Raw genomic sequence first — 26,565 nt, forward strand, 5'->3', positions numbered from 1 at the left:
CAATAGCTCATTATTATACATTTACAAACAAACTTATGGTATCTTACAGATAGAATCGTTTTAAACTTGAGATATGAGGTCTTTTTTGAACAAGCTTGTTTTTTTGGGCATGATGATTTTGCTAAGTCAATGTGCAAGTGTAAAAACCATTTCAGATAAAGATGTGTGGCAAGACCTTTTCAATGGAAAGGACATTGCGGATTGGACCACTAAAATTCATCATTATGAGACAGGGGATAATCATGGTGATACTTTTAGGGTAGAAGATGAAATCATAAAAGTACGCTACAATCAGTACGAGGGCGATTTTAATGATCGTTTTGGCCATTTATATTATAATAAACCCTATTCCTATTTTCATTTGTCTATGGAGTATAGATTTGTAGGTGAGCTGCATCCAGGTGCTCCAAGCTTTACCTTGAAAAATAGCGGCATAATGTTTCATAGTCAAGACCCTAAAACCATGCCCAAAGAACAAAATTGGCCTATTTCTGTAGAAATGCAGTTTTTGGCAGGATTGGAAAAAGACAAACCTAGGCCAACGGGCAATATGTGCTCACCGGGAACCGATGTAGTATATCAAGGAAAAGTAGATCCAAGGCACTGCATCAATTCGTCTTCAGAAACCTTTTTTGGCAAGCAATGGGTGAAAGCAGAACTTATAGTATTAGGTGATTCTTTGGTTACGCATATTATAAATGGAAAAGAGGTGCTGCAATATACCAAACCTCAAATGGGAGGTGGTGTGGTTGATCGTTATGATGCAGAAATAAAAAAAGACGGACAGCCTTTGACTTCAGGATTTATTGCTTTGCAAAGCGAGGGACAACCAATTGACTTTAAGAATATTAAAATAAAAAACCTGAAAGGGTGCATGGATCCAAAAGCCGTTAACTACGGCAAACATTTTATAAAATCGAATCCAGGAAGTTGTATCTATAAATGATATCCTAGATTATTGTAAGATGGCATTGTACTTGTTTTCATTTGCCAAAAGTTCTGTACTGACCAAGATTGCCTCATCGTGGGTTAAATAATATTCAAACAGCCCTTCTCTATAGAAGTACCTTTTTACGATTTCGTCTTCCAACTTCTTTTGGATTTCATTTTGATGCTTATCCAAAGACAGGATTTTGCTCTTTTCTATTTCAGTTAAAAGAGATTTGTAATTTTCTTGGACTGAAGCCCCGAACATATCATCATCCGAATTGCCCATAGCTTCTTTGATGGCCTTTTCTGTCTTTGTTTCGTATGAGAAATTACTTTGGGAAACAAAAGTTTTAAACGCATTGAAATCATCCTTTGAAAAAGTGAAATCGCTGAGGTTTTCAATATTATTTTGGTAATGGTAGTTCGTGGCATAATCAAACATTACATTGTTTTGTGCCAAGGCCATGGTCAAAGAATTTGCTTTTAATTCGTCTACTTCAATATCCGGTAATACACCACCACCATCTTGGACTTTTCGACCGTTCCTTGTTCTAAATTCGTTGAACTGGGTATTACGTACAGCTTTACCGTCCTCATCCCTATTCCAATAATCCAAGGATTGTATGCATCTTCCAGAAGAAGTGTAATAGCGACTTATCGTAACCTTCAATTGGGTTCCGTAAGTAAGTTTCATTGGTCTTTGAACCAGCCCCTTTCCGAAACTGCGTGCGCCAATTATAACAGCCCTATCTAAATCTTGTAAACTGCCTGAAACAATTTCACTGGCCGAAGCACTGCTCCCGTTTACCAACACAACCAATGGTATATCAATATCTACCGGTTTACGCTTGGTTCTATATTCAGAATTGAACTTCTTTACCTTTGATTTGGTAGTCACGATCAACTCACCTTTGGGGACAAAAAGATTTGTGACATTTATTGCTTCGGACAATAGTCCGCCTGGATTGCCTCGTAGATCCAGTATTATTTTTTCAGCCCCTTTTCCCTTAAGGTCGATTAGGGCCGCTTTGGTCTGTGAAGAAGCTTTTGCATTAAACTTTGCCAATACTATATACCCTGTCTTATCATCTACCATATGATAAAATGGCACCGCATCAACTTCAATGGCTTCACGTTTTATTGTTGTAGTATTCGTTTTACCCAATCTTTTATAGGTGATTGCGACTGATGAATTGTTTGCCCCTTTTAGCAACTCACTTGCATTATCATCAAAATCGGCAACGTTGATTTCCCCAATTTTAATAATTTCATCGCCAGCTTTTAAACCAGCCTTATCCGCGGGGTAGTCTTTATAGGGTTCAACAACCAATAATCGGTCGTCATAGGAACGTACCAATGCGCCTATTCCGGAATATTCTCCTGCATTATTTATTTTATAGGCCTCGACATCCTGTTCATTTAGGAATTTGGTGTACGGATCAAGTTCATTCAGCATATTCTTTATTGCGGTATCCATTAACTCTGCTGGATTTGTTTCATCAACATAGTTCATGTTCAACTCCTTGAAAAGTGTAGTGAAAATCTCTATTTGCTTCGCAATCTCAAAGAAATCGCTCTTAAATCCACTTCCAACAATTAAAAAGGTAACCGCCAAAACCGGAACCAACACCTTTTTTTTAATCAACTTATTCATCCTCAATTTTTTTTAAAAACTTGTGCAGGGTTAATTGCATGTTCTTTTCCAACTCAATGTATTTGGGCATTTCCTTACCAAGGTATAAAATTAGAAACGCAAAGTTTCCCTCACTATTGTTAAAAACCAAGTGTTTGTTCAACCTATAGGATTCTCTGAGCAATCTTTTGATTCGGTTTCTTTTGACTGCGCTTTTAAAATTCTTTTTCGGTACAGCCATTCCCGCTTTAAATCTTGCGTTCATTGGCTCCTCTATCTTGAGGTATATTAATTTAATAGGGAAACTTGACAAACTTTTTCCTTCTTGAAAGAGTTGTTCTATCAGCTTTTTACTTTTGAGTTTTTCTTTTTTTGGAAATTTCATCGACATGATTGGGTAAAAGTAAAGAAATTTCACTGTAAAGGTTTTATGACATTTGTCATTTGTTGGCGGACGAAAAAGGCGCTATTTTGTATTGGTGAACACTAGTCTGTTTTTTAGATAGACGACAATATATTAAGTATGGGAGAACTAAACGTAGAAAAGCTGATCGGAAACCCGAACAAATCAATTTATATAAAACAATTAATGTCAGACATCAAGGCGTTGGAATATATGCTTGAAAACAACATGTTTGAAAAAGACATTACAAGGATAGGGGCCGAGCAGGAATTTTGCTTGGTGAATAAAGAATGGGGCCCGGCCAACAATGCTGTTGAAATATTGAAAGAGCTTGACCAGAAGTACTTTACCTCTGAAATCGCTCTTTATAATCTAGAAATAAACCTGGACCCTCACGAATTAAAAGGAGACTGCTTTTCTACATTACACAGACAGTTAAAAAAACTTTTGAACACGGCTGAGGAAGCTGCAGCAAAAAAAGAAACAAAAATCATGTTAACCGGTATTTTGCCAACCATACGAACCAAGCATCTAAGTCTTTCTTATATGACGCCACTAAAGCGATATAAGATTTTAAACGAGGCAATAAAAGAAGTTAGAAAGAATGATATTGAACTACATATTAAAGGGGTAGATGAACTAAACCTGAAGCACGACTCTATACTTTATGAGGGCTGTAATACCAGCTTTCAATCTCATTTACAAATAAACCCTGATGAATTTGCAGATACGTACAATTGGGCGCAGGCGATTGCCGGACCTATTCTTTCAATATGTACGAACTCTCCTATGTTAATGGGGCGTGAGCTTTGGGAAGAATCGCGTATTGCCTTGTTTGCGCAAAGTGTAGATACACGGGCAAGCACTTTTGTTTTGAATGAAAGAGAACCAAGGGTTGGTTTCGGAAATAGATGGGCTCAAGGTTCTGTAGCTGACTTTTTTAAAGATACTGTTATTGGCTTTCGAAGTCTTATTACTACCGATTTCGAAACTGACAGTATGACTGAGATTCAAGAAGGAAAAACACCAAAATTAAAAGCGCTTAAACTACATAATGGCACTGTGTACAAGTGGAACAGACTATGCTATGGTACAACTGATGGCAAGGCCCATATGCGAATAGAAAACAGATATATACCCTCGGGCCCTTCGACAGCCGATGAGATTGCTAATATGATGTTTTGGGTCGGTGTGATGAAAGGAAGACCAAAGGAGTTTGATGACATACATACCAAAATGGAATTCAAAGATGCAAAAAGCAACTTTTTCAATGCGGCCAGATATGGTATGGCAACACAATTTTATTGGAACGGCAAACTGGTGTCAAGTCAAGACCTTTTAATGGACCACTTCTTACCTATGGCTTATAGAGGCTTGTATAGCATGAAAGTGAGCCCTGCTGATGCCGAACAATATCTAAGAATCATAAAGAACAGAATTCGATCAAGAAATGGTTCAAGGTGGATAGTTGAAGGTTTTCGAAAACTTAAAAAAGAGTATAAAACTCCAGACGCATTGAAGATTTTGTCTGCGACGATGTATGAGAGACAGGACAAAGGGTATAACGTAGATATTTGGCAACTACCTAGAGGCGATGAATTTAAGGTCCCTAAGGACAATAGAAAAGTTGGGGAACGAATGAATATCAGAACCATTACCGCTCAAGAAAATGACAGCATGGAGCTAGTTTTGAGAATGATGCAGTGGAAGAATATTCACCATGTACCTATTCTTGATATTCATCTTGATTTAGTTGGTCTTTTAACATGGACCGATGTTGGAAAATATTTGGATAGACCGGAAGAGCATGAACAAAGCATCAATCAGATAATGCAGAAGAATTTGATTACAGTAACGCCTGAGACTCCTTTGGATGAAGCAACAAGATTAATGGAAGAAAATGAGATAAATTGTTTACCTGTTGTTCGTGACAAAAAACTTGTTGGCATCATCACTTCCAAGGACTTGTAATTTATGGAGACTGTCGTGAAACCTAAAAAAACCTTGGAGACAAGGCGCATTATTGGCCAGATCAAAGGAAATCTACCTGGTCCTACTTTGATTTTTTTTGGCGGTATTCATGGCAATGAGCAATCGGGGGTAACAGCACTTGAACACGTTTTTAACGAGCTTAAAACCTCTGCTGTTACATTTAAGGGAAGCTTTTACGGTATTCGTGGAAATTTACCTGCTTTACTGAAAGGCAAAAGATTTCTTGAGAAAGACCTAAACCGTTTATGGACCCATTCAAATATTGGAAATATCAATTTCAAGGATAAAGACAGCCGGTTGGCCGAGGAAAAGGAGCTTGTTATTATTCATGAATTGATTTTGGGTATACTAAAAGAGGAAAAAGGTCCATTTTATTTTATTGATTTTCATACTACCTCTAGTAAAACACTGCCTTTTATTACGATAAATGATGCATTGATCAATCGTAGGTTTTCCAAGCTTTTCCCCGTGCCAATTATTTTGGGAATTGAGGAGTATTTAAATGGCCCACTTTTGAGTTATATCAACGAAAAGGGATACGTTTCTTTAGGGTTTGAATCTGGCCAGCATACCGAGGAGACTGCCATTAAAAACAGCATAGCGTTTACATGGCTCACCTTGGTGTATAGTGGTTTTTTAAGCAAAACTGATGTAAAGGACTTTAAGGATTTTTATAATCAATTAAAAAAATCAGCGAAATCAAACTCGAATTTTTACGAAATAGTGCACCGCCATCATATTAATGACATTAAAGATTTTAAGATGATGGAGGGCTTCAAGAGTTTTGAAGAGGTTGTTGAAGGAACGCCCTTGGCGATGGAAAGAGATGAATTTATAAAGGCAGAAAAAGATACAATTATTTTTATGCCTTTGTATCAAGAACAAGGCGAGGAGGGCTTTTTTTTAATACGAAAAATACCTTCATGGGCACTTACACTTTCAGCTTTTTTAAGGAGAACCAATTTTGGGGCACTGCTACATGTTTTACCAGGGGTATCATGGGGCAACAAACAAAAGCAATCGCTATTGGTGAACACCAAAGTAGCCCATTTTTTTACAAAACCCTTTTTTCACCTTTTGGGGTATAGAAATCGTGTACTTGATAAGACACATTTTGCGATGAACAATCGAGAACTTACCGCTAAAAATGAGATGTATAGAAATACCTGGTGGTATAGGATAACCACCAGTAAATCTATTTAGAAAAATGTGTTAATCAAGAGCTTGCCAAACGTTGTTTTCAGTATTTACATCGGCCATTAGCTGGGAGGGATCAATCATAATGGCCCGTATTTCACTCTTTGGTCTGTTTACTGAAAACCCATACGTTGGATGAGTCCAAGGCCAATCTGGCAATACAGTTCTCTTCAGGTCTGGATAAGGATTATCTTTTTCACCGCGCATCATTCTCAGCGGCGCATAAAAAGTTTCACGTGAGCCGTCGGTATAGACAACCAAAATATCCAAAGGCATTGGCATTAGGCCTATGCGCTCTAATGTTATATTGGTTCTAGTACCGTCTTCAAATACATTCTTTACGCCGTAATCAATTGTGTTGGTGGTCTGTGTCCAATCCATTAAATACCAATCTAACTCCATTCCAGATACTTTTTCAGCAGTTCTTTTGATGTCGTTTGGCACAGGGTGTTTGAATTTGAAATCTTCAAAATATTTTCTAATGGTTTTCATAAGTTTGTCTTGACCAACAATATATCCCAGCTGGGAAAGGAAAATAGCACCTTTACTATAGGCGGCAATACCATAAGGCATATTTTCAGCAAACCTGTCTGCGTGGGTAGTTTGCGGTTGTTCTTTACCTGAATTTACCAAATAATAATACCCTTTATATGAGTTTTCAAACGGATTGTCTTTTTTGCTTTCTCTAATTTCATTGCTACATAGGGCAGAAATAAAAGAGGTAAAACCTTCGTCCATCCATTCATGTTTGGCTTCATTTGTTGCCAGAACATGTTGAAACCACGAATGTGCAAGTTCATGAATCATAGTGCCAACCACACTTCCGGGTTTGTCGCCTCCTGTAATAAGTGTGCTCATAGCATACTCCATTCCCCCATCACCTCCTTGAATCACAGAATATTGCTCATAAGGGTATTCTCCTATGTTCTTACTAAAAAAGCGCATGGCCTTTTCAGTCATTGGCTGCACTTTGGTCCAAGTATCAGCGTATTTAGGGTCGTTTTTGTATAAGAAATGAAGTGTAGGACCATTCTCCATTTGTAAGGTGTCATGCACGTATTCAGGATCTGCCGCCCACATAAAATCATGAACCATTGGAGCCTTAAAATGCCAGGTAAGGGTTTTACCTTTTACCTTTTTTACTTTTGTTCCAGCGACTTCATAACCATGCCCAATTTCTTGAGGGTTTTGTAAATACCCTGTTCCGCCTACAACATAGTTCTTGTCAATGGTAAGTTTTACATCAAAATTACCCCAAACACCATGGAATTCCCTGGCGATATATGGGTCAGCATGCCAACCTTCAAAATCATATTCGGCCAGTTTTGGGTACCATTGACTCATAGAAAGGGCAACACCATCTTTATTGTTTCGCCCTGATCTTCTAATTTGAACAGGTACTTGACCTTTAAACGCCATCTCGAACGTAGTTTTACCTCCTGATGGAATCGGTTTAACTAAATCAACTACTAAAACAGTCCCTTCCTCGTTAAAGTTAACTTCTACACCATCTTGTTTTAACGATTTGGTATGCAAATACCCAATTTCTGAAGGAGTTAAGTCGGCAATTCTACTTTTGCCTTCATTGACCATTCGACCGTCAGGATCCTTTATGTTCTGAAGACGAATATCCATTTCACTACCAGGCTGAAATGCGTTAAAGTAAAGATGGTAATACACCCGTTTTAACTCCTCGGGTGAATTATTGGTATAAACCAGTTTTTGCGTTCCTTGGTATTGATAATTCTCAACATCCATATTAACATCCATGGTATAATCAACATGTTGTTGCCAATATGAAGTATTGTTCTGGGCTAAAGTGATTGAGCTTAGACCAATTAAAAAGATAAAGAACGCTGTTTTTTTTAACTGCATAATTGAGTGTATGAAATGTATTTATTTTCGGGCTGACATCGTCCTTGCCATGAGCAAAGCGTTGTACGCATTTACTATTTTTCCCGATGTACTGATTTTGTCCAATGTATTGTTCTTAGAAGGGTCCCCGCCAAGAATTACCGTTGCTTTTGTTGGTAGGCCAGATTCCAAAATAATCTTTTTTATTTGTGGGGCGGTTAATTTTGGGTACTGTGATCGTATCAAAGCAGCAACTCCTGCAACAGCAGGTGAGGCCATAGAAGTACCTGGCATAAATTCATATTTATTGTTGGGTACTGTTGAATAAATATCGGTTCCCGGAGCAAAAACATCTACATTAACAGCACCATAATTTGAATAAGAGGCCAGCATTTCTGAACCATATTTTGGATCTAAAGCACCAACGGTAATTAGGTTGTCTGCAATTTCAGGCCCATTATTGACTTGGTCATTTGGGAAGTTTGGATTACTTGGGTCATCTAAATTTGCTCCATCGTTGCCTGCAGCATGTACAATCAGCACATCTTTTGAAGCCGCATATTTAATAGCTTCATAGACCCATTGCGCATTTGGAGAGAAAGATTTGCCAAAACTACCATTGATTATTTTGGCACCATTATCGACGGCATATCTAATACCCAATGCAATATCCTTGTCGTATTCATCTCCGTTGGGTACTGCTCTAATACTCATTATGGCTACATTATTCGCCACGCCATTTGCACCCTTACCATTGTTTCGTTCTGCCGCAATAATTCCAGCAACGTGAGTACCATGACTTTCGTCCTCGACTCTGTTTTGAGGATTACCATTTCCGTATTTTGTGTCCAAAAGATCATACGGATCATCACCTACAACTTTTCGACCATCAAAATCAACCTTCAGGTTGTAATTCAATTGCTCTGTAAAGTGTTTAATGCCGTCTTCAACCTGTTTGATAAGTTCTGGGATGCTATCTTCATAGGTATACATTTGCATCAAAACGCCGATATGTTGTTGTAGGGTCTGATCTTCTGTTTTGATTCCCGACACATCTTTTTTGGTGTAATCTTCCTTACCCAAATGCTGTTTTACTGCCGAATCGGCACTCTTTACTGCTTGTAAAATCTGTTCATATCGTTGTTTATTGCCAACTGCTTCTTGATTTTCTTGATCCAACTTAGCTTTGGCATTTGCCTGTAAACTAGCATCACCCAACTTCAATCTTAAGATTCTAGCATATTCAAGCTGTTCATTATAAGATTCTCCCAAGAAATTGTAACCATGAATATCATCGATATAACCATTATTATCATCATCCTTACCATTGCCCGGTCTTTCTTTTCTATTTGTCCACAGAACACCATCTAAATCTTCATGTTTTAGATCTATACCTGAATCAAGAACAGCAACAATTACCTTTGTTCCTTTTTTTGTGCCTATTATCTCGGCATAAGCCTTGTTCACACTCATGCCCGGAATAGTGTCCGTTGCTAGATCAGCATGTCCCCATGACTTTTTCTGACTTTCAGATAATTCTGCCACTTTTAGGGGCATGGTATCTATATTTTCAACAGGAGTCAATACCATGGATGTTGCACCACAACTTATTATAAGTGCTGTTGCAGTAATACTTAAGAACGATTTGAATATGATTCGTTTCATTTTATTAATTTAAGTTAGTGTCTAAAGTTTATAATGGAATTTTATTTGTAGGAAGTATATATTATATCAGAATGGAAATTTACGAAAATCCTTGAACATGGTTTAATTGAAAACTTCATGAAATGTATGTGTTTTATCTAGCCGCACTCCTCTTTCTGTATTTTTCAAAGTGCATATTTGATTATGGGCATCATGTTCTAAAAACAAGTAGTACTCATTTGCAACGGCATCATTCATAAACAACTGCTTCTCTGCCATACTTAGCAGGGGCCGTGTATCGTAACCCATTACATAGGGAACAGGAATGTGCCCTGCAGTTGGCACTAAATCAGCAGTGAACACTAAGGTCTTTTCTTTGTAACTAATATGTGGCAACATTTGTTTGTCTGTATGACCATCAACAAAAAGAATACCAAAACCCAATTCTGATTTTTCTATATATGGTTTTTCGCTTTTTTCAATAAACTTCAATTGACCACTTTCTTGCATTGGCAAAAGATTCTCTTTCAAAAAAGATGCTTTTTCACGCACATTGGGCTCGGTGGCCCATAGCCAGTGGTCTCTATTGGTCCAAAAATGGGCATTCTTGAATGCAGGTTCATAGCTTGTGCGATCTTTATTCCATTGAATGCTTCCCCCACAATGATCAAAATGTAAATGGGTCATAAAGACATCTGTTATATCATCTCTATGAAATCCATATTTTTTCAGTGAATTATCCAAGGTGTGATCTCCCCATTGATAGTAATAGCCAAAGAATTTGTCAGATTGCTTATTTCCCATACCAGTATCAATCAATATGAGTCGGTTACCATCTTCAAGCAAGAGGCTTCGGGCGGCCATATCGATCATGTTATTATTATCAGCTGGGTTGGTCCTGTTCCAAATAGATTTTGGCACCACTCCAAACATGGCACCGCCATCCAATTTAAAATTTCCGGTCTCTATGGGGTATAATGTCATTCAAGTAAAATAAAGAGGCTGCAAATTAAGAAAAGGATAGTGGATTTTTTCCTTGGGCCGAAGTTTAATGGGCCCTTTTAACAAATTATAACTTTTTTTGCATCAATTCTCTGAATTGTTGGCCAAAATATAGCAATGCTTTGATTTCCTGAACGCTTAATAGTCGTTCTTTCTTAAGAATCAATAAAGACGTACCGTTAGATTCAATATGATAGTAAGGATGGCTCTCTAAAAAGAGGATTAAATCATCTGAAAACATAGTATGTATTGCATCAGTATTTTCACCACTTAAATAAAACCGCCTGTTAAAATCAGGATGATTTTTAATTTCAATATCCCTAAACCCTGCCAATCCGTATTTAAAGTCCAACAACCCTTCTTTATCCAAAGTAAAGACTGGTATTTCACAGTTTAGATTAATGTGCATTACTGTCGTCTTGACAACTTCACGTGCTATAAAGGCACCTTCTGTAAACTCAACATCGAACAATTCATAGCGATTTTTTTCATCGGATAAGGTGTTGTACAGATAGGGAATTTCACGGGTTCTGAAAAACACAAAATCACTTAAGAAGCTTGTCTCAGTATTTTTTTTGGCATTATAGGAAAGATCAAAATCACTAGCTGTTGCCTCTAAAAGTTTTTGTCGCTTAGTAAAGTAGCGTTCAATCGGCTTAATTTTATCAAAAGGGATGATTTTACGAATGGCGAAAGGATGGTGTGAATCGGCCTCATGCTTATCTAACCCTATTATTTCGATGCTCCCTCCTTTTTTTGTGAACGTTTCGGTATAGTTTTCCAATCCTTCCATTACCGTGTGGTCCACAAAATTACAGAGCGAAAAATCGAGGATAACATCTTCATTTTCGGGGACAACATCCAGTTTGCTCTTTAGCTTATAGAAATTAATGAAAGTACAGAAGTATTTGATGCTTATATAAAAGTTACCCCCATCTTTTTCTTTGTACAAAAGAACGTTTGGCTTCGCCATATGACTAAGGAAAAAGCCAACATCTTTATTGATTATGGCATGAATGATAAATGTTATTAAGATACCGGCACTAATACCCGTAATAAGGTTTGTAAATAAAGTGGTTAATAGAGTAGTCAGGAATATGATGATTTGTTCCCGTCCTATTTTGGCAATCTTGGTGATGGTTTTCGGCGTCGCAAGCTTATAACCCGTATAGACTAAAATTGCAGCTAGGGCAGCTAAAGGAATTCTGCGTAGTTGTTCTTGGAAAAGAAGTACAAAAACCACTAAAAATGTTGCATGGAAAAAATTTGCAGACCTATTAGTCGCCCCATTGTTAACGTTCACCGAGCTTCTAGCAATTACGGTCACTACATTTAGACCACCCAGAAACCCGCTTATAGTAGTAGCCAACCCCAACGCCTTTAAATCTTTATTCACATTTGATCTTCTACTTTGTGGATCTAATTTGTCAACCGCCTTTATGCTCAGTAATGATTCTATACTTGCAATAAGGGTAATTGCCACAACAGCCTGTATAAAATCTCCTTGCAATGCCTTGGAGAAATCAGGGAATGCTAGATTTGTGACCACATCATCAGGAATATTGATCAGATATGAACCATCCATAGGGTAAGGGATGTTGAGAGCGGCCAAAAGATAACTCATACCTACTGTTAGTATAAGAATCCACATGGGCGCAGGCACTAAGTGAAAATATTCATTTCTGATCTTGGAATAGAAAACCATTATCAAAAGACTAACCACTCCTATACCGGCCGCTACTACAGAAGACATATCAGAATTTTGGAATATCTCTAAAATCCCAGATGGTATTTTTCCAAGTAGTCCAATGATGCTCCCGCTTTCATTGTTGTGTCCAATCATGATATGAAACTGTTTGGCTAAAATCCCCAAACCAATTGCGGCGAGCATACCCTCAATCGCAGAAGCTGGAAAAAAATCAGCCAAGCGACCCATTTTCAGGAATCCAAGCAAAATCATCAATACCCCAGATACGACTATAGCGGCCAAAGTAAAAAGAAAACCTTGGTACATATCCCCCTCACCCAAAGTAGTGATTGCCCCTAGCAGTACAATGACCAAACCATTTCCCGGACCGGTAATGGTAACATTTGACCCACCTAAAATTGAAGCCACAATGCCACCAACTACTGCCGCAATAATACCAGAAATGGGCGGAGCTTCACTGGCCAAGGCTAGTCCTAATCCTAAGGGAAGTGCAATCAAAGAAACAACAAAACCCGAGAAAATATTCTTGGGTAATGCTTTGACAAATGTCTTGGTATGGTTGGTTTTTGCTGACACGTTTTATCTTCGAATTATCAAAAGGTCAGTTGGTAAATCAGATAATATATGTTCTAGGTCATGCGGAAAAATCCGATCCAAAATACCTGTTTTGGTAGGTGCGTTCATAACCAATAGGTCCGCTCTCACTACTTCGGCATAATGACCTATAGAATATCCTCTTTGTCCAAAAATACTTTGGGTTTTCACTTTTACCGAACCGGTAAGTGAAATGGGCAGCTCAGAGACAAGTTTACGAACCCTTGATTCTTCACGATGTTTAAGTCTTTCTTTGACCAAATTTGCCTTTTTCAATGATCTGTCATCTTCCACGGTAACATGTATCTCACTTTGTAGAATCTCTTCTACGATTGTCAATTGTTGCGCGCCAAGTGCATTGGCCACATAAAAGGCATCGGTAATTGCCAAAGGCGTATCAGGAGCGTCCAAACCATTAACAACAACATTTGTGCAAGGTACTCGTACGGCAGATGGCTTGATCAATAGCAATACCGAGCAGCATACCTTTCTTGTCAATTTACGCGCAATAGACCCTACATAAAATTGGAACATATTCTCATGCTGCAATGCACCGAGAACCAATAGGTCGATTTTAAGAGTATCGCATGCGTTTAAAATAACATCATATGGTTTCCCCTGTTTCCATTGGATATCAATATCCAGGTCTTTGTGTTCAGTTTCAGCCAGTAATCGATTGATTTTATTGGATTTCTCTTCGGATTTTTCACCTACGTGCAGTAAAATCAATTTAGCATTAAAAAAATATGCGATTCGAGCGGTCTCCATTACATTCACTTTTAGTGAAGGCGAGAAAGCAAAGCCAAATAATATGGTTTTAAAAGGATGGATACCGTTCTGCATGAAAAAAGATTGAAAGTCGAATATAACAATATTTATTTAGCAAATTCTTGATTCGTCAAATTGTACATTTTGCAATAAAAGGGTATTTTTCGTTAAATTTTTAATAATGATCGAATTAGCGGGAATCATCATTTTTGGAATTATAGCTCAATGGTTCGCCTGGAAGTTTAAAATCCCGGCAATACTTCCACTAATTCTCATTGGTTTATTGGTGGGCCCAATAGCAGCTGAATATTTATCCGAGGACGGTACCAAGTGGATTGAACCTATTTGGAATGGTACTGAAGGCTTGTTTCCTGGAGAAAGTCTATTTCACTTTGTTTCTTTGGCCATAAGCATAATACTATTTGAAGGAGGGTTGACGCTAAAATTGAGTGAGATTAAAAATGTTGGCCCGGTCATTACCAAATTGATTACGCTTGGATCTGTTGTCACTTTTTTTGGAGCGGCTATTGCGGCACATTTTATATTTGATTTAAGTTGGCAAATTTCTTATTTATTCTCGGCTTTAATCATAGTCACAGGGCCAACGGTGATTACGCCAATTTTAAGAAACATTCCTTTGAAGAAGGATGTATCTACCGTTTTAAAATGGGAAGGTATCTTGATAGATCCCGTAGGTGCTTTGGTGGCCGTATTAGTGTTCGAATTCATAAGTGTCGAAGCAGGCGGAGAATTCACAAAAACCGCTTTGGTTGAATTTGGAAAAATTGTTTTGTTTGGTTTTACCTTCGGTTTCACATTTGCACATGCGTTGAATTTTGCAATAACCAAAAATTGGATACCACATTATCTATTGAATGTGCTTTCACTTGCGTCAGTGCTTGGTGTTTTTGTATTATCAGATAGTTTTGCACATGAATCCGGCCTTTTGGCAGTGGTAGTTATGGGGATGGTACTTGGTAATTTCAATTCGACTTATTTAAAAGAAATGCTCTACTTCAAAGAATCTTTAAGTGTGCTTCTTATTTCCATTCTCTTTATTCTTCTGGCGGCAAATATTAATATGGAAGACCTTTTATTGATATATAATTGGAAAACGGTCGTGCTTTTCGCTATCGTTGTTTTTCTTATTAGACCAATAGGTGTTTTTCTTAGTACCAGGAATTCAAAACTCAAATTGAATGAAAAACTATTTATCAGTTGGGTGGGTCCTAGAGGTATTGTCGCAGCAGGTATCGCCTCCTTATTTGGATTGAAATTAGCAAGAGATGGAGTAGAAGGGGCTAACTACATTACCCCTTTGGTATTTATGATTGTACTTGGCACCGTGTTATTGAATGCAACCACTGCAAGGTATATTGCAAAAATAGTTGGTGTTTTCTTGAGAAAATCTGAAGGAATTGTAATTATAGGTGCCTCCCAGGTATCAATTCTAATAGCCGAGTATCTATTTAACAATGATCGTCATGTTGTCTTGATCGATAACAATGAATCAAATATCAATAAAGCAAAGGCATTGGGATTGGAAGCGTTTAACGCCAATATCTATTCAGACGCGTTAACAGATAATATAGAGCTTAATGATGTTGGATATTTAATGGCGATGACGGGAAATGCTGAAATAAACAGTTATGCGATTAATAAATTTCGAAATCAATTTGGTGAAAATGGAGCATTTAGATTGGTCACTTCAGATGAAATGAAAAATTCAAAGGACAACCCAAAAGAGGGATTGTTTTCGCATACTGATGACTTTATTAAATTGGTAGAAACGAGTAGGAAATATCCAAAAATCCATGAAATTAAGATAAATGATCAAGCACATTACGAACGTCTTATCGAGGTCACTAAAAGTGATGAAGATATTATTCCAATATTCTTGAAAAAACCTGGTGGTGATTTAAAAATTATGCCATCTTATAGCAAGGAAATCAAGGATATAGAAGAAGGATATTTATTGGTTTATTTGGGAAAACCATTTGTTTGAATTATCCTGAGAAAGGTTCAGCTCTCCAAATGGTAACAGAGATATCTTCCGGGTCTACTTCATAGTTTTTACCTGCTACCAATTTAAAGAAATGAATAGAGGATTCGTTCTTTATTTTATTCATTAACATGGCTGTATCGATCTCTCCACTTTCTTGATGCCAGGTAAAAATTGAATTCTCCTCGATTTGGATAATACGGTGCTTTGCCGTGAATTGGGCAATATATAATGTCATTATTGTAGTAATTTAGGTAGCTCAATTTAACTACAAAAAAGTATATAACTGGAAGGTTTTGCGTTAATTTTGTGAATTTTAGACCAACGACCATTCTGAGGATCGCTAATAAAAAACAGGAATTACGAGGTTTTTTATCTAAAATTTTGATAATTGGACATAGAGTACTCAATTTTATAAAGGTCTTGATTTTTTATAAATTTTACCCTGGACATGACTATATTTCTGCAGAAATATTTTCCTTAGAATAGGACATCAAATACAACAAAAACATTTTTGGAAAGAATTATAATTATATTGTACTCTAGAAAATCTTCTGGATAAGGGTTTTTAATAAAAATTTTCTATGAAAAAGTCACTTTCAATACTTATAATGCTTGGTCTTTTGATTTGTACAGGTAGTTGCTCAAATGATGATGAAAAGAATACCTGTGCGTCATGCACAGGCACTAATGTTGCATATGAATTATGTGATAACGGTAATGGCACCTATACTTTGTCAAAAGGGGAAGCGACCCAAACCTTGACCGAGAACGATCTGTTAGGCGTGCCAATTAAAGAATATGTAAACCTACTTTGTACCGAAGATTAGGAGTTGAAGGCAGCTGGTTGTTAGTCGTTTAGTTTTAGAACGGCCATAAAGGCTTGTTGTGGAATTTCTACATTCCCCACCTGTCGCATGCGTTTTTTACCCTTTTTCTGTTTTTCCAGTAGCTTACGTTTACGAGAAATATCTCCGCCATAACATTTGGCAGTAACATCTTTACGAAGCGCTTTTATGGTTTCTCTAGAAATGATTTTTGCACCAATAGCAGCTTGTATTGGAATATCAAATTGTTGACGAGGAATGAGTTGTCTTAATTTCTCGCACATTTTCTTGCCAATATTCGTTGCATTGTCGGCGTGAATTAAGGCAGATAAGGCATCAACTGGTTGAGAGTTCAATAATATGTCTACGCGTACCAGTTTAGAAGTGCGCATACCTATAGGAGCATAATCAAAAGACGCATAACCTTTTGAAACGGTTTTCAACCGATCATAAAAATCAAAAACAATTTCTGCCAATGGCATATCAAAATTAAGCTCTACCCTTTCGGTAGTTAAATATGTTTGATTTGTAATTAATCCTCTTTTTTCAATACAGAGCGACATAACATTGCCCACAAAATCAGATTTGGTAATTATGGTCGCCTTTATGTAAGGCTCTTCTACACGATCAACAGTTGAGGGGTCAGGAAGATCAGAAGGATTGTTAACGATTAATGGGACATCGGGATCTTTACGCGTAAAAGCGTGGTAACTTACGTTGGGAACTGTGGTAATGACAGTCATATCAAATTCACGCTCTAAACGTTCTTGGATGATTTCCATATGAAGCATTCCCAAGAAACCACAGCGAAAACCAAAACCAAGAGCAGCACTACTTTCTGGCGCAAAGACCAAAGAAGCATCGTTCAGCTGAAGCTTTTCCATAGAAGAACGTAATTCTTCAAAATCCTCAGTATCAACCGGGTATATTCCAGCAAACACCATGGGTTTCACATCCTCAAACCCCTCGATGGCATTTTTCGTTGGGTTGGCCGAATCGGTAATGGTATCACCAACCTTTACTTCTCTGGCGTCTTTAATCCCTGTTATTAAATAACCTACATCCCCAGTTTTGATAACTTGTTTAGGGTGTTGGGTTAATTTCAAAGTGCCAACTTCATCTGCAAAATAGCTCTTATCAGTAGCAACAAATTTTATTTTTTGTCCTTTCTTGATTTCGCCATTAATAACCCTAAAATAGGTTTCTACCCCTCTAAATGGATTATAGACGGAATCAAAGACCAATGCCTGTAAGGATTCCTCCGGGTTTCCAGTAGGTGCCGGAATACGTTCGATAATAGCCTCTAGAATTTCCCCAATACCAATTCCGGTTTTTGCGCTTGCAGGAATAACTTCCTCTGCCTCACAACCTAAAAGGTCCACTATATCGTCGGTTACTTCCTCAGGATTAGCACTTGGCAAATCAACCTTATTCAAAACAGGTATAATCTCAAGGTCATTTTCCAACGCCAAATAAAGGTTACTTATCGTTTGCGCCTGAATGCTTTGGGCGGCATCCACAACCAGCAGCGCTCCTTCACATGCTGCTATTGATCGAGAAACTTCATAAGAAAAATCAACATGGCCCGGAGTATCGATTAAATTTAAAATGTATTCTTCTCCTTTATAAGTGTACTCCATTTGTATAGCATGGCTTTTTATAGTAATGCCACGCTCACGCTCAAGATCCATACTATCTAATAGCTGTTCTTTCTTTTCCCGTTCCGTAACGGAACCAGTAAAATCTAACAGCCTATCGGCCAAGGTGCTTTTGCCGTGATCAATATGTGCAATTATGCAGAAGTTTCTTATTTTCTTCAACTAACTAAAATTAAATTCAATTTTACCATGGCTCAATTCAATCGAATTGGACCCCGCTCTTTCAGAAGTGCAAATATAGTGCAAAAAATACCTTGGTTGTTTTGCCATTCAACATTTATGAAAGGGAATACATTTTAGAAAATAATCGATGAAACGCACTTTTTTTTGTAGGACAATTCCGTTTTTTTTTGTTAAATTCACGCGCTAATAGAGTCTTTTTGTGATTAAACAGATAATCTATTTATTGTTTTTTACTTTTCTTACCTCCTCTTTGTTTTCTCAAGAATATGAAATTCAAGGTAAAGTTGTAAGCACTAATAGCGAGCCTATTTGGTTGTCTAACGTGTTGCTGCTAAGTGTTATTGATTCTATCATTATTGACGGAACTTCTTCCGATGAGAATGGGGCTTTCAAGATAAACAATATTCCTCCTGGAGATTATTTTATCAAGGCAAGTTATTTAGAAAATGAATCGGATTATTTAAAGTTAAAAATCAACAGCGACACTATTATTGGCCCTCTGATCATATCAAATTATGCACAGACTTTACAAGAAGTTGTTGTAACTACACAAAAACCACGCGTTGAGCGAAAGGTTGATAGATTGGTTTTTAATATTGAAAATACTGCGCTTTCAGATGGTGACATATGGGAAGCTTTAAAGAGAGCCCCGGGTATTGTGGTTATTAACAACGAACTTTCCGTGAAAGGCAGTAAAGATATTGGCATTATGATCAACGGGAGAAAAGTGAATCTTCCTAGGGCCGATATCATCAACCTACTCTCAGGAACAACGGCAAGTAATGTTGAGTCGATTGAGGTGATAACAAACCCTCCCGTTAAATATAGTGCGGAGGACGGAATGTTGATAAACATAAAAATGAAGAAAAACCTCATTTCAGGATATAATGGGGCCATTTTTAACAGATATAGACAAGGAATCTATCCGAAACACACTTTTGGAATGGATCACTATTTTAAAGGAAAAAAAGCAGGTTTTTCTGCAAATTATAGCTTTACTAATGAAAAGTGGTTTACCCAATACACAGATATTACGAATTTTGTTGATGATGGAATCATTTCCTCAAGCTGGACGGCGAATGAAGATTATGTTCGAAGACGTAAGCGGCATAATTTCAATACTTTTTTTGACTATGTTTTTGATGATAGAAATTCATTATCCCTATCAACCTTAAATCAGTGGAATCCAAGCATTGGAAGAGTATATGACACCAAGACCCAAATCAATGATGAAGAAGGCACTCCGCTATCTAGCTTTAACACAATTAATGATTCTGATTCTGAACAGTTGAACGTATCTTTCTATTTAGACTTTGTTCATAAATTACCTAAAAAAGGTGCTGAAGTCTCCATAAATTCACATTACACTTATTATGATTTTGAGCGTGGTCAGGAATTACAAACTGATTTTCTTGATATAGGGGGCAATCTCACTGGCGAAAATGACTTCTCTACTTCGTCCACACAGCGTATCAAACTTTTTAGCTTTCAGGCAGATTTCATCTCTCCCTTGGGAAAAAATTCTAAGTTTGAAACAGGCATGCGGTATGCCGGAATTCATTCGGAAAGCATTATTGATCAAGAAGGGTTTGATCGGGACCAACCAGGAATAAATCCGACTGAAATGGGGTTGTTCCATTATGATGAAAGTATCGTTGCTGGGTATTTGGGGATTGATAATAAATGGGGCAAGTTAAAAGCAAAAGGAGGACTTAGGGCCGAATATACAAGAACGATAGGTGAATTGAACATAACAAATAGTATAGATAAGGATAATTACTTTAAACTCTTCCCGTCTTTTTCTATCCAGTATACACCAAATAGAAAGCATGATTTTAATCTTAATTATTACCGAAGAATTTCCCGCCCTAGATATGATAATGTAAATCCCTTTCAGGTTTTTCAAAGCTACAATTCTGTGGTAGAGGGAAATCCAGAATTATTACCGTCCTCCAGACATTATTTGGTTTCAGGTTACACTTTGAATCGAAACTATACTTTTGAAGTTTTTTATAGAAATAGAACAAACCAGAACCAGAGACTTGTTTTTCAAGATAACCAAAACCAACTTTTGCGGTTTATAAGTTCAAATATTGATAAGGACTTTGCTTACGGTTTCAATCTGTCGGTAAGTAAGAACATAACCAATAATTGGTACTTTTATTTTATGGCATCAACCTCTTATATTGAGAGTAAATTTACCGATTTGGATTCTGATGAACAGGTTGAAAATGGATTATGGAACACTTATATTAGATCCAACAGCAGTCTTTCGTTCCTAGAAGATAATAGCTTAAAGGCAGATGTGAGTTTTCTCTATTCCTCACCTGTAATACAAGGAAATTCTAGACAAGAAGAGTACAGCAGAATGGGGATAGCGCTAAGGAAGACCATATTTAACAAAGCAGGAAGTATATCATTGGGGGTTGATGATATTTTCAATAAAGCAAAGCTTTTTAACACGAGAAATTATCTTAACCAAAATAATACGTCATTTTACCGACCTGAAAGCCGAATGTTGGTATTAGGATTAAGATACAAGTTTGGGAATACAAAGATTCGGACAAACAAAAAATCAAGAAAAGTTGAGGAGCGAAATAGAATTTAATTCTAGCTAAAAACCACCCATTAAGCCACCGCAGATTCCAAGGCTAATCAATAAATAAACACCAGCAAGAATAAAAAGAACTTTTGACGCTTTCTTTTTTTCATTTGCCCTCAACGCAAAGCCAATAATTACGAGTACTATTGCGGGGCCAAACATAATTAGAAAAAGTATGGCGACAAGACCATCTAAGTTACCAACCTCAAGAACCGATAGACTATTCATTTGCTATTTGTTGTCTTACTAAGTTATTAATTTAAATTTCATTTCGAAGATGAGTTAGTTTTTCAACCTTTTCATCTCTGTAAAAAAGATTCATAGTTTCAAAAGGAATTATTTTATAATCTTTGTTCACAATGTGCACACATGATTTTTTTATTGCTCGAACATCAAAATTATGGGCATCTATGAATTGCATGATAATTATTCTGAATAAATTGTCGTAACCCAATTCAGGGGCATCTATCTCCGGAAGACAGCACATAATCGATTTTAAATTTTCCGAAGCCTTTTCAACAGAATTCCCTGTACTGAAAAGCTCGATCATTTTACCCTGTAATTCGGCATCTTGTTCATAAATAATCGTGTTTTTACCTTCATTCAATAAATCATCAGGATTTATATATCGAGTTAAAGGGCTAACCTCATTGCCCATTTTCAGGGCATAGGCCATTACCAATGCATCGGGATTACAAGGTACAGGTATTAGGTCATCTGATTCAAAAACAGGAGATTGTTCCAAAATTTTCCTTCGGACCTCAGTCAAAGTAATTCGGTTTTCATCTACCTCAAAATTGTCTAACCTTCCCGCAATTTGTGTAGGTTGAAAGGTCACTCCACGAATACATTTTTGTTTTAAAGCGAAGTCAATGGTTTTACCCATTTCGTGATCATTCAGTCCTTTTTGAAGGGTAACGACCAATGTGGTTGAAAGGTTTAGTTGGTTGAGGTGCTCCAAGGCCTTCAATCTAGTATCGGCCAAATCGGCGCCTCTCAAAACTTGTAGCACGGTATCATCCAAAGAATCAAACTGAAGATAGATTTCGAAATCCGGGGCGTAGGCAGCCAGTTTTTTTGCAAAGGCAAATTCTTTGGCAATTTTAATACCATTGGTATTCAGCATTAAATGTCGAATGGGCAACGATTTTGCATAATCCAAGATTTCGAAGAAATTGGGATGTATTGTTGGCTCACCTCCGCTTATTTGAACGACATCGGGCTCACCCTCGTTTTTGACAATGGTGTCCAACATTTTTTTTATCTCGTCCAAGCTTCTATGTCTTCCATAAGTAGGTGAGGACGAGGCATAACATGTGGGACAAGTAAGGTTGCAGCGGTCAGTTACTTCAACTACCGTTAAGCACGAATGTTGTTCATGGTCTGGGCAAAGCCCGCAATCATAAGGACAACCGTAGTGGGTTTTTGTATTAAAGGTTTTAGGATATTCAGAGACCTTGTTATAGTTGCGAATATTCTTATAGTATTCAATATCATCCGCAATCAAGACTTTTGAATTGCCGTGTTCTTTGCAATTCTTGAGCATATATACTTTCTCATTCTCAAATATAATTTTAGCATCCACACGCCTGAGACAGTCAGGACAAAGGCTTAAAGTAAAATCATAGTACGTGTAGTCTCTTGTAGGCATATGTTATGCTATTTTTTATGAATTTGGAATAATATAATAAACAAAGTAGGCATAAATATTGAATGCTGCTCAAGCCAAGAATTAGAAAGATATTTGGTTTTAGAAATTCCATTAAAAATCGAAATGAAAAGTAGGTTATCATGAATAGTTTGAAATAACTTCCATTGAAATCAGGTTCTTTTCTCTCAAGTAGATTTTTGATAATAACGAAAAGCACAATAAGGAAAATAACTTCATATAAGGCAATTGGGTGTCTATGGAGTCCATCTCCTAAATCCATTCCCGAAAAGGCGTCGGTGACTTTACCATATGTAAATTCATTTATTCCAGATAAGAAACAACCAATTCGGCCAATGATAACACCCAAGATTATGGGTAATGTGAAAAGATTGCCAGACGATTGTTTCTCTCCAATGATTTTTTTGACAAACTCTACTCCCAGTAGCCCGCCAAAGAGCCCGCCCATAATTGTCTTGTTATTTAAAATTGAAATCCAACCCTGTGCGTAGTGAACAGTAGGGTTTTCTAGAAAAGCAAAGATTCTCGAAAAAATCAAGGCTCCAAAAATTGCCCCAATGATTATTGAAAGTCGGTTGTTGGTTGAAATGTCGTCTTTCGTATTTTTCCTTAAAATAACATAGTATCTAAACCCAACGAAAAAGGCAAGGTATTCCAAAACCAAATGAACATTGGTTTTAAACCCAAAGAATACGGGTTCGTAGGGGATGGTAAAATCAAAAAACATAAGAACGAATATAGGGGGTTTTATGATTTTAAGGCTTTATGTAATAATTGTAAATTTGTGCCATGCCAAAAATCGGAGACATAAAATTACCAGAATTCCCGCTTTTGCTAGCGCCTATGGAGGATGTGAGCGATCCCCCTTTTCGTGCATTGTGCAAAGAACAAGGTGCTGATGTGGTGTATACTGAGTTTATTTCCTCGGAAGGGCTTATTCGTGATGCAGCGAAAAGTGTCATGAAACTCGATATCTATGAGAAAGAGCGTCCTGTAGGCATTCAGATTTTTGGGGCCAATTTGGATTCTATGTTACGATCGGTTGAGATAGTTGAAGCTTCTAATCCAGATATTATCGATATTAATTTTGGTTGCCCAGTAAAGAAAGTGGTTAGCAAAGGTGCCGGTGCGGGAATATTAAAGGATATTGACCTTATGGTTTCGTTGACAAAGGCTATGGTTGAGCATACTAAGCTTCCTGTAACGGTAAAGACAAGGTTGGGATGGGACCAAGAATCCATTAAAATAGTTGAAGTAGCGGAAAGATTGCAAGATGTAGGATGTAAAGCTATTTCAATTCACGGGAGAACCAGAGTTCAAATGTATAAGGGAGAGGCAAATTGGGTGCCTATTGCCGAGGTAAAAAACAATCAACGAATGCATATTCCTGTCTTTGGAAATGGCGATGTAGATTCTCCAGAGGCCGCTATGAGAATGAGAGATGAGTTTGGATTGGATGGCGCTATGATAGGTCGTGCAAGCATAGGTTATCCCTGGTTTTTTAATGAGGTGAAGCATTATTTTAAGACAGGAAGACATTTAGCGCCACCAACAATGCAAGAGCGGGTGGAAGCCGCAAGAAGGCATTTACAAATGGCCATAGATTGGAAAGGTGAAAAATTGGGTGTTTTTGAGACTCGTCGTCATTATACCAATTATTTTAAGGGAATACCGAATTTTAAGGAATACCGAATGAAAATGGTTACCAGTGATGAATCAACCGATGTTTTTGCCGCATTTGATGAGGTCTTGGAAAAATTTGGCAACCATGTTTTTGATGATTTCTAGGCCGCAATCAATTTTTTGGTAATTCTGCTACTTGCTATTTTTGAAGCTATGATCCCCAAAACAATAATGGTCCCCAAAACAATCAACACATTGATTAACTGATATTCGACCGGATAGGCTAAAGAGGGGGTTATTTTCAACCACCCAAAGGCCAATTGTGACCAAATTAATAACGAGGCCAATAGAATGCCTATGATACCACCAGCCGCGGTTACAATAACTCCTTGAATAAAGTATATTCTTCTAAGATCTTTTATTGTAGAACCTAGATTATAAAGGGTTTTGGAATTTTGTTGTTTGTCCAATATCATCATGATAATGGCGCCAACAACATTAAAGAGAGCTATAACAAGAACCAGTGTAAAAATAAGGTATGTGGCCAAATTTTCAGTGTTGAGCATACGGTATAAAGTACTGTTCTGCTCTTCTCTATTTTTGAGTACGATACCTTCATCAAAAACAGATGAAATCTGGTTTCTAAGTTCTGGCGTGTCGGCATCTGGTAATAATTTGAAGTTGATTCCTGATATCTGAGTACTATCCTTTTCTAAAAGGGCTTGTACAAGAGCCAAATTTGTAAACACATATTTTTTATCCAAAGTCTCCTCCACAGAATAAACTCCGCTTATTACGAGTGGCAACTCATTATATGGCTTTGATTGCGAAATTGAACCTTTCCCCGGTTTGGGTGCAATCACAACCAAAGGGTTCCTATGTTGGTTAATGGTCAACCCTAGTTTGTTGGTAAGTCCAATGCCTGCAACACCTTGCTGCTGTGAATAATACCAGTTTCCAAAAATAAGAGCACTATCTATAGCCGTTGTGCTGGTATAAGAATCATCCACGCCTTTTATATAGGCAAAATGGTTTTTTCCTTTGTGTGTAAATGATACTTGCTCCTCCAATTCTTTTGAAAAAGAAGTTATCCCCGTAATTGAAGAAAGCTTTTCTTCTTGCCCTTCGGTAATATTGAAAACCTTACCAGTAACCGGCGAGGCTTTTATGTCTGGATCAAAAATGTTGGTATAGGAAAGACTGAACGTTTTTAAACCGGCGAATCCCGAAAGAACAATAAACAATGAAGCCGATCCAATAACAATAACTAGAAATGTAATGAAATTAATGATGTTCACAGCATTTTGACTGCTTTTAGAGCGTAGATATCGTTGTGCTATGTAAATGGGAAAATTCAACCGCTAGGATTTTTTTCTTTTTTCAAGCAAGTCTCTGTTTTCAATTGGATTTTCCTCACCTTTTAATGAGTTTTCAATATTTTCTATATAATCCAACGAATCATCTAAAAAGAACAAAAGCTCAGGAACTCTTCTAAGTTGGTGTTTGGTGCGCTGGGCCAATTCATGCTTGATCAGTGGTTGGTTGGATTGTATACCCTCCAATAATTCTTTTGAATCTTTATTTGGGAAAATACTTATATATACTTTGGCAATTGAAAGATCTGTGGTAACGGTTACCTTGGAAACCGAAATCAGAATCCCAGTAAGACCACCATCTATGGCCGCACGTTGTAAAATATCAACGATATCCTTCTGAATTACCCCTCCAATCTTTTTTTGTCGTTGTGTTTCCATGGGGCAAAAATACGGAGAATTACGGGTATTTTCGGCTATTATAAATGTTTAGGTGAAATAGCGGCCCATTGGGCCTTATAATGTTTGCAGCGTTTAAAAATAAATGCTAATTTTGCGACCGCATTTTGCGGGTCCTATAGCTCAGCTGGTTAGAGCACCTGACTCATAATCAGGGGGTCCATGGTTCGAGCCCATGTGGGACCACAAAAGCCTCAGTGAAAACTGGGGCTTTTCTATTATTCTCTAAATAGTCCTACTTTTTTCATTTCATAGAACCTATGTGCAATTTATCTAGAGGAGATATGATTCACCTCTCTCTGCAAAACACATCTTTTTCTCGCCCAACTGTATTTACGGTAGGTTTCATCGATTATTGTTTAAACTTAGTCCAAAAGCAAAATACGATTTGGTGACTAGACTTAATATTGGGGTATAAATAAAACCCCGAAATATGAGGACAAGGATAAATTATGTAGAATTAGGAAAATTCCTTATTTGTTTAGGAATTTCTTGGATAGCCTG

At 37.3% G+C, this 26,565-nt stretch carries 21 protein-coding genes and 1 tRNA gene; 8 read left to right on the forward strand and 14 right to left on the reverse strand.

Features of this window, described 5'->3' with window-relative positions; translation table 11 throughout:
- The first annotated feature begins 73 nt into the window (after positions 1-73).
- Entirely contained in the window at positions 74-946 is an 873-nt protein-coding gene (locus tag FB2170_RS07275) for a DUF1080 domain-containing protein (protein ID WP_013305887.1), read from the forward strand.
- A gap of 9 nt (positions 947-955) precedes the next feature.
- Here FB2170_RS07275 and FB2170_RS07280 read toward each other — a convergent pair whose 3' ends face one another.
- On the reverse strand, positions 956-2,584 hold the full coding sequence (locus tag FB2170_RS07280) for a S41 family peptidase (RefSeq protein ID WP_013305888.1): 1,629 nt from the start codon (positions 2,582-2,584) through the stop codon (positions 956-958).
- Positions 2,577-2,948 (reverse strand): ribonuclease P protein component, encoded by a 372-nt coding sequence (gene rnpA, locus FB2170_RS07285; protein ID WP_013305889.1) that lies wholly within the window; start codon positions 2,946-2,948, stop codon positions 2,577-2,579. The genes FB2170_RS07280 and rnpA overlap by 8 nt, the downstream gene beginning before the upstream one ends.
- A 138-nt stretch (positions 2,949-3,086) precedes the next feature.
- On the opposite strand from rnpA, the gene FB2170_RS07290 reads away from it, so the two are divergent.
- The gene (locus FB2170_RS07290; RefSeq protein ID WP_013305890.1) at positions 3,087-4,937 is read left to right on the forward strand and encodes a CBS domain-containing protein; all 1,851 of its coding nucleotides are present in this window, start codon (positions 3,087-3,089) and stop codon (positions 4,935-4,937) included.
- A gap of 3 nt (positions 4,938-4,940) precedes the next feature.
- On the forward strand, positions 4,941-6,161 hold the full coding sequence (locus FB2170_RS07295) for a succinylglutamate desuccinylase/aspartoacylase family protein (RefSeq protein ID WP_013305891.1): 1,221 nt from the start codon (positions 4,941-4,943) through the stop codon (positions 6,159-6,161).
- Between the two features lie 9 nt (positions 6,162-6,170).
- Here the strand turns inward: FB2170_RS07295 and FB2170_RS07300 are convergent, their stop codons facing one another.
- The 5 genes from FB2170_RS07300 to FB2170_RS07320 all read right to left on the reverse strand — a co-directional run bounded on the left by FB2170_RS07300 (position 6,171) and on the right by FB2170_RS07320 (position 13,800).
- Positions 6,171-8,030, reverse strand: a complete 1,860-nt coding sequence (locus FB2170_RS07300) for a M1 family metallopeptidase (protein WP_013305892.1) — start codon at positions 8,028-8,030, stop codon at positions 6,171-6,173.
- A gap of 21 nt (positions 8,031-8,051) precedes the next feature.
- A complete protein-coding gene (locus tag FB2170_RS07305; protein WP_013305893.1) occupies positions 8,052-9,674 on the reverse strand; it encodes a S8 family peptidase in 1,623 nt (540 codons plus the stop codon).
- Between the two features lie 102 nt (positions 9,675-9,776).
- Positions 9,777-10,637, reverse strand: coding sequence for an MBL fold metallo-hydrolase (locus tag FB2170_RS07310; RefSeq protein WP_013305894.1), 861 nt, complete (start codon positions 10,635-10,637; stop codon positions 9,777-9,779).
- Positions 10,638-10,722: 85 nt separating this feature from the next.
- Complete coding sequence (locus tag FB2170_RS07315; RefSeq protein WP_013305895.1) at positions 10,723-12,939, reverse strand: SulP family inorganic anion transporter; 2,217 nt, start codon at positions 12,937-12,939, stop codon at positions 10,723-10,725.
- A gap of 3 nt (positions 12,940-12,942) precedes the next feature.
- On the reverse strand, positions 12,943-13,800 hold the full coding sequence (locus FB2170_RS07320; RefSeq protein WP_013305896.1) for a universal stress protein: 858 nt from the start codon (positions 13,798-13,800) through the stop codon (positions 12,943-12,945).
- 106 nt (positions 13,801-13,906) lie between these two features.
- On the opposite strand from FB2170_RS07320, the gene FB2170_RS07325 reads away from it, so the two are divergent.
- Entirely contained in the window at positions 13,907-15,730 is a 1,824-nt protein-coding gene (locus FB2170_RS07325; protein ID WP_013305897.1) for a cation:proton antiporter, read from the forward strand.
- 1 nt (position 15,731) lies between these two features.
- On the opposite strand, the gene FB2170_RS07330 is transcribed toward FB2170_RS07325, so the two are convergent.
- Positions 15,732-15,965: a hypothetical protein gene (locus FB2170_RS07330; protein ID WP_013305898.1), complete on the reverse strand. Its 234-nt coding sequence runs from the start codon at positions 15,963-15,965 to the stop codon at positions 15,732-15,734.
- Between the two features lie 346 nt (positions 15,966-16,311).
- Here FB2170_RS07330 and FB2170_RS07335 point away from each other — a divergent pair, with 346 nt between their 5' ends.
- Entirely contained in the window at positions 16,312-16,557 is a 246-nt protein-coding gene (locus FB2170_RS07335; protein ID WP_013305899.1) for a hypothetical protein, read from the forward strand.
- A gap of 20 nt (positions 16,558-16,577) precedes the next feature.
- Here FB2170_RS07335 and lepA read toward each other — a convergent pair whose 3' ends face one another.
- Positions 16,578-18,374: a translation elongation factor 4 gene (gene lepA, locus FB2170_RS07340; protein ID WP_013305900.1), complete on the reverse strand. Its 1,797-nt coding sequence runs from the start codon at positions 18,372-18,374 to the stop codon at positions 16,578-16,580.
- Positions 18,375-18,594: 220 nt separating this feature from the next.
- Here lepA and FB2170_RS07345 point away from each other — a divergent pair, with 220 nt between their 5' ends.
- Positions 18,595-21,003 carry an outer membrane beta-barrel family protein gene (locus FB2170_RS07345; RefSeq protein WP_083802953.1) on the forward strand — a complete coding sequence of 803 codons (2,409 nt, stop codon included), beginning with the start codon at positions 18,595-18,597 and terminating at the stop codon, positions 21,001-21,003.
- A 6-nt stretch (positions 21,004-21,009) separates the two neighbouring features.
- Here FB2170_RS07345 and FB2170_RS07350 read toward each other — a convergent pair whose 3' ends face one another.
- Genes FB2170_RS07350 through FB2170_RS07360 form a run of 3 tightly spaced genes read right to left on the reverse strand, consistent with a single transcriptional unit; the run spans position 21,010 to position 23,393 of the window.
- Positions 21,010-21,225 (reverse strand): hypothetical protein, encoded by a 216-nt coding sequence (locus FB2170_RS07350; protein ID WP_013305903.1) that lies wholly within the window; start codon positions 21,223-21,225, stop codon positions 21,010-21,012.
- A 31-nt stretch (positions 21,226-21,256) separates the two neighbouring features.
- Positions 21,257-22,648 (reverse strand): radical SAM protein, encoded by a 1,392-nt coding sequence (locus FB2170_RS07355; RefSeq protein WP_041632743.1) that lies wholly within the window; start codon positions 22,646-22,648, stop codon positions 21,257-21,259.
- Positions 22,620-23,393 carry a prolipoprotein diacylglyceryl transferase gene (locus tag FB2170_RS07360; RefSeq protein ID WP_013305905.1) on the reverse strand — a complete coding sequence of 258 codons (774 nt, stop codon included), beginning with the start codon at positions 23,391-23,393 and terminating at the stop codon, positions 22,620-22,622. The genes FB2170_RS07355 and FB2170_RS07360 overlap by 29 nt, the downstream gene beginning before the upstream one ends.
- Positions 23,394-23,455: 62 nt before the next feature.
- Here FB2170_RS07360 and dusB point away from each other — a divergent pair, with 62 nt between their 5' ends.
- Positions 23,456-24,454, forward strand: a complete 999-nt coding sequence (dusB, locus tag FB2170_RS07365) for a tRNA dihydrouridine synthase DusB (protein WP_013305906.1) — start codon at positions 23,456-23,458, stop codon at positions 24,452-24,454.
- Here the strand turns inward: dusB and FB2170_RS07370 are convergent.
- Positions 24,451-25,647 (reverse strand): ABC transporter permease, encoded by a 1,197-nt coding sequence (locus FB2170_RS07370; RefSeq protein WP_041632744.1) that lies wholly within the window; start codon positions 25,645-25,647, stop codon positions 24,451-24,453. The genes dusB and FB2170_RS07370 overlap by 4 nt on opposite strands.
- A gap of 3 nt (positions 25,648-25,650) precedes the next feature.
- Positions 25,651-26,043, reverse strand: a complete 393-nt coding sequence (gene rbfA, locus FB2170_RS07375) for a 30S ribosome-binding factor RbfA (protein ID WP_013305908.1) — start codon at positions 26,041-26,043, stop codon at positions 25,651-25,653.
- Between the two features lie 130 nt (positions 26,044-26,173).
- On the opposite strand from rbfA, the gene FB2170_RS07380 reads away from it, so the two are divergent.
- Positions 26,174-26,247 (forward strand) — tRNA-Ile (locus FB2170_RS07380).
- Positions 26,248-26,565: the final 318 nt, after the last annotated feature.

This window comes from Maribacter sp. HTCC2170 (assembly GCF_000153165.2).
GTDB lineage: Bacteria > Bacteroidota > Bacteroidia > Flavobacteriales > Flavobacteriaceae > Maribacter_A.

Coding starts and splice junctions, on each gene's coding strand:
- FB2170_RS07295 (WP_013305891.1), top strand. CDS start 4,941: ATGGAGACTGTCGTGAAACCTAAAAAAACCTTGGAGACAAGGCGCATT.
- FB2170_RS07330 (WP_013305898.1), bottom strand. CDS start 15,965: ATGACATTATATATTGCCCAATTCACGGCAAAGCACCGTATTATCCAA.
- FB2170_RS07280 (WP_013305888.1), bottom strand. CDS start 2,584: ATGAATAAGTTGATTAAAAAAAAGGTGTTGGTTCCGGTTTTGGCGGTT.
- rnpA (WP_013305889.1), bottom strand. CDS start 2,948: ATGAAATTTCCAAAAAAAGAAAAACTCAAAAGTAAAAAGCTGATAGAA.
- dusB (WP_013305906.1), top strand. CDS start 23,456: ATGCCAAAAATCGGAGACATAAAATTACCAGAATTCCCGCTTTTGCTA.
- FB2170_RS07335 (WP_013305899.1), top strand. CDS start 16,312: ATGAAAAAGTCACTTTCAATACTTATAATGCTTGGTCTTTTGATTTGT.
- FB2170_RS07300 (WP_013305892.1), bottom strand. CDS start 8,030: ATGCAGTTAAAAAAAACAGCGTTCTTTATCTTTTTAATTGGTCTAAGC.
- rbfA (WP_013305908.1), bottom strand. CDS start 26,043: ATGGAAACACAACGACAAAAAAAGATTGGAGGGGTAATTCAGAAGGAT.
- FB2170_RS07275 (WP_013305887.1), top strand. CDS start 74: ATGAGGTCTTTTTTGAACAAGCTTGTTTTTTTGGGCATGATGATTTTG.
- FB2170_RS07360 (WP_013305905.1), bottom strand. CDS start 23,393: ATGTTTTTTGATTTTACCATCCCCTACGAACCCGTATTCTTTGGGTTT.
- FB2170_RS07310 (WP_013305894.1), bottom strand. CDS start 10,637: ATGACATTATACCCCATAGAGACCGGAAATTTTAAATTGGATGGCGGT.
- FB2170_RS07320 (WP_013305896.1), bottom strand. CDS start 13,800: ATGCAGAACGGTATCCATCCTTTTAAAACCATATTATTTGGCTTTGCT.
- FB2170_RS07305 (WP_013305893.1), bottom strand. CDS start 9,674: ATGAAACGAATCATATTCAAATCGTTCTTAAGTATTACTGCAACAGCA.
- FB2170_RS07290 (WP_013305890.1), top strand. CDS start 3,087: ATGGGAGAACTAAACGTAGAAAAGCTGATCGGAAACCCGAACAAATCA.
- FB2170_RS07350 (WP_013305903.1), bottom strand. CDS start 21,225: ATGAATAGTCTATCGGTTCTTGAGGTTGGTAACTTAGATGGTCTTGTC.
- FB2170_RS07325 (WP_013305897.1), top strand. CDS start 13,907: ATGATCGAATTAGCGGGAATCATCATTTTTGGAATTATAGCTCAATGG.
- FB2170_RS07355 (WP_041632743.1), bottom strand. CDS start 22,648: ATGCCTACAAGAGACTACACGTACTATGATTTTACTTTAAGCCTTTGT.